The sequence below is a fragment of the Methanosaeta sp. UBA458 genome, assembly GCF_002496085.1.
Lineage (GTDB): Archaea > Halobacteriota > Methanosarcinia > Methanotrichales > Methanotrichaceae > Methanothrix > Methanothrix soehngenii.
This window is the reverse complement of the sequence record NZ_DAIK01000124.1, coordinates 19,483-27,431: the sequence shown is the minus strand read 5'-3', so window position 1 is coordinate 27,431 and position 7,949 is coordinate 19,483. Positions and strand designations below refer to the sequence as shown.

At 54.8% G+C, this 7,949-nt stretch carries 8 protein-coding genes; 7 read left to right on the top strand and 1 reads right to left on the bottom strand.

The annotated features are described in order from the left end of the window. Positions 1–28 precede the first annotated feature (28 nt). Complete coding sequence (locus tag BP822_RS09050) at positions 29–823, top strand: Y-family DNA polymerase (protein WP_013720047.1); 795 nt, start codon at positions 29–31, stop codon at positions 821–823. Positions 824–943: 120 nt separating this feature from the next. On the opposite strand, the gene BP822_RS09045 is transcribed toward BP822_RS09050, so the two are convergent. Beyond that, a complete protein-coding gene (locus BP822_RS09045; RefSeq protein WP_013720046.1) occupies positions 944–1,501 on the bottom strand; it encodes a flavodoxin family protein in 558 nt (185 codons plus the stop codon). Between the two features lie 171 nt (positions 1,502–1,672). On the opposite strand from BP822_RS09045, the gene BP822_RS09040 reads away from it, so the two are divergent. The 6 genes from BP822_RS09040 to rfbB all read left to right on the top strand — a co-directional run bounded on the left by BP822_RS09040 (position 1,673) and on the right by rfbB (position 7,945). Next, positions 1,673–3,190: a cobyric acid synthase gene (locus BP822_RS09040; RefSeq protein WP_276619291.1), complete on the top strand. Its 1,518-nt coding sequence runs from the start codon at positions 1,673–1,675 to the stop codon at positions 3,188–3,190. Positions 3,191–3,241: 51 nt separating this feature from the next. Beyond that, positions 3,242–3,928, top strand: coding sequence for a diphthine--ammonia ligase (locus BP822_RS09035; protein ID WP_286878167.1), 687 nt, complete (start codon positions 3,242–3,244; stop codon positions 3,926–3,928). Next, on the top strand, positions 3,925–4,497 hold the full coding sequence (locus BP822_RS09030) for a type 1 glutamine amidotransferase (protein ID WP_273271665.1): 573 nt from the start codon (positions 3,925–3,927) through the stop codon (positions 4,495–4,497). Before BP822_RS09035 ends, BP822_RS09030 begins: the two co-directional genes overlap by 4 nt. A 69-nt stretch (positions 4,498–4,566) precedes the next feature. Further along, positions 4,567–5,751: a homocitrate synthase family protein gene (locus BP822_RS09025; RefSeq protein ID WP_286878166.1), complete on the top strand. Its 1,185-nt coding sequence runs from the start codon at positions 4,567–4,569 to the stop codon at positions 5,749–5,751. A 134-nt stretch (positions 5,752–5,885) separates the two neighbouring features. Next, positions 5,886–6,938: a glucose-1-phosphate thymidylyltransferase gene (locus BP822_RS09020; RefSeq protein WP_286878165.1), complete on the top strand. Its 1,053-nt coding sequence runs from the start codon at positions 5,886–5,888 to the stop codon at positions 6,936–6,938. A gap of 5 nt (positions 6,939–6,943) precedes the next feature. After that, on the top strand, positions 6,944–7,945 hold the full coding sequence (gene rfbB / locus BP822_RS09015; protein WP_013720040.1) for a dTDP-glucose 4,6-dehydratase: 1,002 nt from the start codon (positions 6,944–6,946) through the stop codon (positions 7,943–7,945). Positions 7,946–7,949: the final 4 nt, after the last annotated feature.

The following is a 7,949-nucleotide window of genomic DNA, read 5'->3' as shown; positions in this document are numbered from 1 at the left end:
AACCGTAGAAGCCTGCCCCTTTTAAGGGGTGGGAGTAGTCACCGTTGGCGCTGATCCCAAAGAGGGCAGGGGGCGGGGCGTTGTTAGCAGCGCATCTTATGAGGCCTACCTTGACCTCTCCGGTCGAGTGGAGGATCTCGATCAGGCCGCCAACCTGGCCAGGACAATAATGCAGGAGGTCCTGGATAGAGAGGATCTGAGCTGCTCGGTCGGAGTCGCCCCAAACAAGATGCTGGCTAAGATCGGCTCGGACTTCAGAAAGCCCTATGGATTGACTGTCATCAGTGAAAAGGGAGCTAAGGAGTTCCTCTCTCCTCTGGGAGTCAGGAAGATACCCGGAGTGGGGCCGAGGACGGAGGAGATACTGCTTGATCTGGATATCAGGACCATCGGCCAGCTGGCGGCAGCTGATCCCGACCGCCTGGCAAGGCAGCTGGGAATCCTCGGAAAGAGGCTCTATGAGCGTGCCCAGGGCATCGACCCCAGCGAGGTTGTAGTGAACTATGAGACCAAATCCATTGGCAGAGAGGTGACATTTGAGAGGGATATAAAAGATGCTGCCCCCATCTTGCAGATGATGGACGGGCTGGCAGAAGAGATTCATGGTGAGCTGATCGAGTGCGGCTTTCGCTTCAAGACCATCACCGTCAAGGTCAGATACGAGCACTTCGATACATTTACCCGCGCCAGGTCTCTCTCTTTTTCCACCAATGACCTGGATATTCTCCGGAACAATGGCAAACGACTGGTTGATCAATTCTTGAGAAAGAAAAAGAAGGTCAGGCTGGTTGGACTGAGGGTCTCGGCCTTAAGCAGGGTCTAACGGGCTACAAGCTCCCTCATGCTCCGCAGCTCTGTGCAAATGCCACACCTCACCTGCTTTTTCTTTTGTGTCCAATCCTCCTGTTATCTGCGCAATATCTCAATTCGATGTGGCAATACTCTAACGACCGCCGAGGGCAGCTCCCGCAGACCGCGCCATATCCAGCAGTTCCCCTTTAGCCAGGACGGCATCCGGGGTGATGCCATCTACCATACGAATAATATCCGCCACCTCAAATCCGAGCATCTTCAGGGCGAGGGCAAAATCATCCGCTGCTCTGGCATAGTTCTCAACTTCCGCATCTGCCTGGCTGGTCACAATGATGGCCTTCTTTCCTGGGCGGAGGCGGGGGACGAATGCCGCATCGATCAATGAGTACATCCTGTCCTCCATCAGCTTGAACTGTCCGCTGAACAGGGAGAAGTATATCGGCGAGCCGAAGACCACGGCATCCGCTTCTTTCATCTCCTCTAAGAGCTTTGTGACGTCATCATCCAGGCGGCAGTGATCATGAGACTTGCAGTACTCGCAAGCCTGGCAGCCGGAGTACTTCATCTCATTGAGCAAGTACTTGGAGGTATCAAGCCCCGCCTCCCTGGCTCCTTCCAGAACCCTTGATACCAGGATGTCTGTGTTGCCGTTCTTTCTTGGGCTTCCCACAATTCCTATTGCTTTCATCGCAGTTCACACTCGACAATTATTGGGCCTTCGTATCATTTCAGCATTTCGCATAGCCGATTATGGCCGTAGAATGAAGAGATTGAGCAATGGAGCTGGCCCCAGGAATAGGATGACCGTCCAATTCCATCTTCCAAAAGACAAATAAGCTTGAACATCCTCGCCTTGCCCATGGCCCGCTTCATCGTGGTGCTGGGCACCACCTCCCACTCCGGCAAGAGCACTCTTGTCGCTGCACTCTGCCGCCTTCTGTCCGACCGGGGATACCGCGTAGCTCCCTTCAAGTCCCAGAACATGAGCCTCAACTCCTGGGTCACAAAAAGCGGTGCGGAAATCGGCATCGCACAGGCGGTGCAGGCCCGCGCCGCCAGGGCCGAGCCTACGGAGTTCATGAACCCCATCCTCCTCAAGCCCAAGGGGGATAGAACATCCCAGGTCATAGTCCTGGGAAAGCCCCTGGCCGACAAATCGGCAGAGGAGTACTACCGGGACATTGAGGGTCTGAAAGAGGTGGTGGACCGCTCGGTAAGAGAGCTGGAGAATGAGTACGATTTCATTGTTGTGGAGGGGGCAGGAGGAGCAGCGGAGATCAACCTCTTCGACCGGGATATCGCCAACATTTACGTCGCCCGGCTGCTCCAGGCCCCCATTATCCTGGTGGGTGATATCGAGCGGGGAGGGGTCTTCGCCAGCTTATACGGCACAGTTCAGCTCTTGCCCCCGGACGTTCGCCCTCTGGTCCGGGGCCTGGTGATCAACAAGTTCCGGGGCGATCCCGCGATCCTCGGCACTGGTTTGAGGTCGCTAGAAGAGCTCACTGGCGTTCCCGTCCTGGGAGTCCTGCCTTATCTTGATCTGGACATACCATCTGAGGACTCGGTCTCCCTGGGCGACAAGAAGGCCCGCTTCTCCTCCGAAGCGGTGGAGATCGCGGTGATCAGGCTTCCCCGGATCAGCAACTTCACAGACTTCGAGCCCCTGGAGAGGAGGGCTTATATCAGATATGTGAATCTGGACGAGCCCCTGGGCCATCCGGATGCAGTGATCATACCGGGAACTAAAAACACCATATCTGACCTTCTGGAGATGGAGAAGAAGGGCATGGCGGATCAGATCAGATCCCTGCAGGGGACTCCAATCCTCGGCATCTGCGGGGGCTATCAGATCCTGGGAAAGGAGATCATCGACTGCGGGGTAGAGGATACCGAAGGCAGCCTGCCCGGGCTGGGATTGCTCAATGCTACCACCCGCTTTGACCAGTATGAGAAGAGGACGGTACAGGTGAGAAAGCCAGTCACAGGAGGTGGCCCAATACTGGATAGAATCAGCGGCCAGGAGGTCACAGGCTATGAAATTCACATGGGAGTGACAGCTTCCGTGGATCCGGCTGCCTTTGGAGATGATGGCGCAGTGGCGAACTGCGGCCTGGTGATAGGCACCTATCTGCACGGCATCTTTGACAACCAGAACTTGAGGGACGCATTCCTGGATTTCCTCTATGAGAGAAAGAATTCAACTGGGATCAAGGCGTCAGGCCTAAAGGCAGAGGGCAAGTCTCATCGGGCAAATGCCCAAAAGGGCAGTGGCTACAGAGAGCTTGCCCTGGCGGTAGAGTCCCACCTGGATATGGAAAAGGTCTGGCAGATGCTCGAATTGGAGATGCCAGAAGCTGAGGACAAGGCGAGATAGGCCGCCTTCGCCGCTTAAGCCGACAAGAGAAAAAGGTGCAAAGTGGAATCTATGAGGCTAGGGGTGTTGTTTTCCGGGGGAAAGGATTCGGTATTTGCCTGCTGGAGGGCGCAGGAGAGGAATACCGTAGCCTGTCTGATAACCCTTCTCTCTCAAAATCCGGACAGCTATATGTTCCACACCCCAAACATCTGCCATACCCATTTTCAGGCCGAGGCTATGCACATCCCCCAGCTCTGCCGGCCCACTCAGGGTGTAAAGGAGAAGGAGCTGGAGGACCTGAAATCAGCCATAGCCGAAGCGCGGGACTGTTATGGCGTCAAGGGAATCGTCACCGGGGCGATCGAGTCGATCTACCAGGCGGCCAGAGTGCAGAGGATCTGCCATTCTCTTGACCTGTGGTGCTTTAATCCCCTCTGGCAGACCGATCAGATCGATTATCTTAAGACTCTCTTAATTGAAGGCTTTCGGGTGATCATCTCTGGGGTCTACGCCTACCCCTTTGATGCCAGCTGGCTGGGAGCGGAGCTCACAGAGGAGAAGATCATGAGGCTCGCCCAGCTGCAGGAGAGGTATCAGATCAATCCCTCTGGCGAGGGAGGGGAGATCGAGACCTTTGTCCTGGACGGCCCCATCCCCCTCTTTCGAAAGAGAATCGAGATCTTAAGAGCATCCGGGACCTATGCCAACTACCGGGGCCAGTACATCATTGAGGAGATGAGGCTGGTGGATAAATGAACGGCAAAGCAAAGATCCTCCTGGTGGACAGCTGCTACGAGGCCGATTCCCTCTCCCAATATGAGTTCGTCCGTCCGGTTCAAAGGATCCTGGAGAGGACAGGCTTTCCCTGCCAGATCTGCCATATCTCCCTGCTGAATGAAGAGCGTCTGAAAGGCTGCGATAAGGTGGTTCTCTGCGGCACTGCCTTGAAGGATAGCGAGTACCTGAATCATCTGGAGAGATACACCTGGCTGAAGGAAGGAGACCGGCCCGTCCTGGGGATCTGTGCCGGCATGCAGATCATCGCCGCCATCTTTGGGGGAGAGGTCAGATCGCGACACAAGCCCGCCATCGGCCTGGAGATGATCGAGGTGGTCGGGGAGTCGGATATCCTCGGTCCCTGCCGCAAAATCGAGGTCTATCATCTGCATGGCCTTGATCCCACCCTGCCCGAGGGATTCATCCGTCTGGCAGGGACAGAATTGTCTCCAGAGGCCTTCTCCCACTGCTCTCAACCCATTTGGGGACTCCTGTTCCACCCCGAGGTGCGCAACCGCTGGATTCTGGAAAATTATGCGAATCTCTAACTCTGAACTTGCCGGAAAGCTCATTCCTTCGAAACCAATTTATGTAATGAATCATCATTTAACCGCATTATGCAAGACTATTCCCTGAATCAATTTCTCAGTCTGGCCGGGACTCCGCCTCTGGACATAGAGATCTGCGATGTAACTTTGCGCGATGGGGAGCAGATGCCGGGAGTGGTCTTTAGGGCCGATGAGAAGCTGGATATCGCTCTCCGGCTGGACGAGATCGGCGTGGAGGTCATTGAGGCGGGCTTTCCTGTGGTCTCTGCCGCAGAGATGAATGCCGTGAAAGAGGTCTGCAACCTGGGGCTTAAGGCCAAGATCTCTGCTCTCTCCCGATCGGTCAAGAAGGATGTTGATGCTGCTATTGACTGCGGCGTGGACATGATCAGCGTCTTCATCGCTACCTCGGACCTCCATCTCAAGCACAAGCTTCACATGAGCTGTCCTGAGGCCATAGCCTGTGCTCTCCAAACGGTCGAGTACGCCAAGGATCACGGCCTGATAGTGCGCTTCTCAGCGGAAGATGCAACGCGCACCGATTTTGAAACCTTAAAGAAGCTGTACAAGAAGGCTGAGGAATACCATGCAGACTACGTGAGCGTCGCGGATACTGTGGGCATCATGAACCCCCGCACGACTTACTATATGATAAGCGAGCTTCGCAAGTACATAAAGACTCCAATCTGCATGCACTGCCATGACGACCTGGGGATGGCCCTGGCCAACACCCTTGCTGGGGCAGAGGCGGGGGCCAGGCAATTGCATACCACTGTGAACGGAATTGGCGAGCGCAGCGGCAATACTCCCTTAGAAGAGCTCTTGATCGCCCTGAGGTTGCACTACGATATCGAGAGCTATGATCTCTCCAAGATAAAGGACCTCTCCCAGCTGGTCCAGACCTATTCAGATGTTCCAGTGGCCAAGAACAAGGCGGTAGTGGGGACCAATGCCTTCTCCCACGAGTCAGGGATTCACGTGGCTGCGGTGTTAGAGGAGCCTAGGACCTACGAGCTCTACTCCCCGGAGTTGGTGGGCGCAGCAAGGCATATCATCATCGGCAAGCACACCGGAGTCAAGGCCCTGAAGTACATCACCCAGAGGATGGGCTACTATCTTAAGGATCAAGAGCTAGGCGACCTATCAGAGAGGGTGAAGATGTGCAGCGAGTACAAACATGCCATTAACTGTGAAGAATTGAGAAAGCTGATATTGAACATGGAGAACATCGAGGTCATATACCCGGGTCCTTGAATTGGCTGCCAGGCCAATCGGATTTGCACCACTTTTATCAATGATCTATTCAGCAGATCGAAGGGTATATCTTGCCGTTATGTACAACCCTGAACCCATGGATGCAGAATTAAGGGCTTTTTGAGGTGTGAACTGTGAAGGCGCTCATACTTTCAGGCGGCTCAGGGACGAGACTGCGACCTCTGACCTATTCGCAGCAAAAACAGCTCATTCCCGTAGCCAATAAACCAGTTCTTTTCTATGCCCTCGAGGATGTGATCGAGGCCGGGGCGGACGAGATCGGCATAATCCTGGGGCCGAACAAGGAGCAGGTCATAGAGACAGTGCGATCCGCAGATTGGTCGGTCCCCATCAAATTCATCTATCAGGGTGAGCCCAAGGGACTTGCCCACACCATCCTGGTGGCGGAGGATTTCCTGGATGAAGATTTTGTTATGTACCTGGGGGACAATATCCTAAGAGACGGCATAGTCAGCCATGAGAAGCGTTTTCATAGTCTGGGCAGCAGCGCAAGCGTTCTGCTCACCCCGGTCGACGATCCTCAGCGCTTCGGTGTGGCCGACCTGAACCCGGACGGGAGCATCAGGCGCCTGGTGGAGAAGCCCAAAGTCCCTCCCTCCAATTATGCCCTGGTGGGGGTGTACTTCTTCACCCCATTGATCATAGAGGCCTGCAAATCCATCAAACCATCCTGGAGGAATGAGCTGGAGATCACCGACGCCATTCAGTGGCTGATTGAGAATGGCCATAAGGTGGATGCCTCCTTTGTGGAGGGGTGGTGGAAGGATACCGGAAAGCCAGAGGACATATTCGAGGCCAATCGCCTGATCCTGGACGATATCGATGGAAGGTGCGATGGCGAGGTGGAGGAGTCCCGGATCATGGGAAGGGTGGTAATGGAAGAGGGAACCAGAATCAGGAGGTCAGTGATCAAGGGGCCCTGCATCATCGGAAGGGACAGCATTATATCCGATTCGTATATCGGACCTTACACCTCCATTGGCATCGGCTGTCAGATATGCGGCACGGAGGTAGAGGACTCGATCATCATGGATGAAAGCAGGATAGTTAATGCTGGAAAAGTGGTAGAGAGCCTGATCGGCAGGAACGTCAGGATCAAGGAATGCGATAGCCTGCCAAGAGGAAGCCGGATGATCGTGGGAGATAACTCCGATATATCGCTGTGATTGCTATGAATCTTCTTGTTACCGGGGGCCTTGGCTTTATCGGCAGCAACTTCATCCGATTAATGCTGAACCGGCATGATGACTGCAGAATCCTGAACCTGGACGCCCAAGGTTTCGGCTCCAACATCCAGAACCTGGCGGACTATAAGGATGACAGGAGGTACACCTTTTTCCGGGGGGATATAGCCGATAGCAGCCTGGTATCCAGTCTGGTGGAAAAGGCGGATCTGGTGGTGAACTTCGCTGCTGAGACCCATGTGGACCGGTCCATCTCCCGACCCGACTCATTCCTGCATAGCAATGTCAATGGGGTCTTTTGCCTGCTGGAGGCCATAAGAGATCATAATCCTTCCGTCAGATATGTCCAGATCTCAACCGACGAGGTCTATGGGGACATCCTCAGGGGCTCATCCACTGAGGATTCGACATTGCGACCCTCATCCCCCTATTCCGCCAGCAAAGCGGCAGGGGACGTATTCGTCCTGGCCTATGCCCGAACCTACGGCCTGGAGGCCATGATCACCCGCTGCACCAACAATTACGGGCCCTACCAGTTTCCCGAAAAGCTGATTCCCAAGACCATAATAAGGGCTAAGGAAGGGCTGAAGATCCCCATTTACGGCACAGGAGAGAATGTGAGAGACTGGATCTATGTGACAGATCACTGCCGGGCGGTAGAGCAGGTTCTCAATAGGGGGAGAAGGGGCGAGATCTATAATATCTCTGCCGGAGAGGAGAGGACCAATCTGTTTATCGCTAAATTCATTCTCGAGATGCTGGGCAAAAGCGAGGATCAGATCGAGTTTGTGGAGGATAGGCCGGGACACGATGCCCGCTACAGCCTGGACTCGTCCCGGATCAGAAAGGAGCTGGGCTGGCGGCCTGAGCGGAGCTTTGAGGAAGGGCTTCAGACGACAGTGGAATGGTATCTGCAGAACCCTGATTGGTACGGCCCGCTGGTGAACGATTCGGTATTGAGTGCCACCCCCTGGCGGCTGAAGTGGTAGGGGC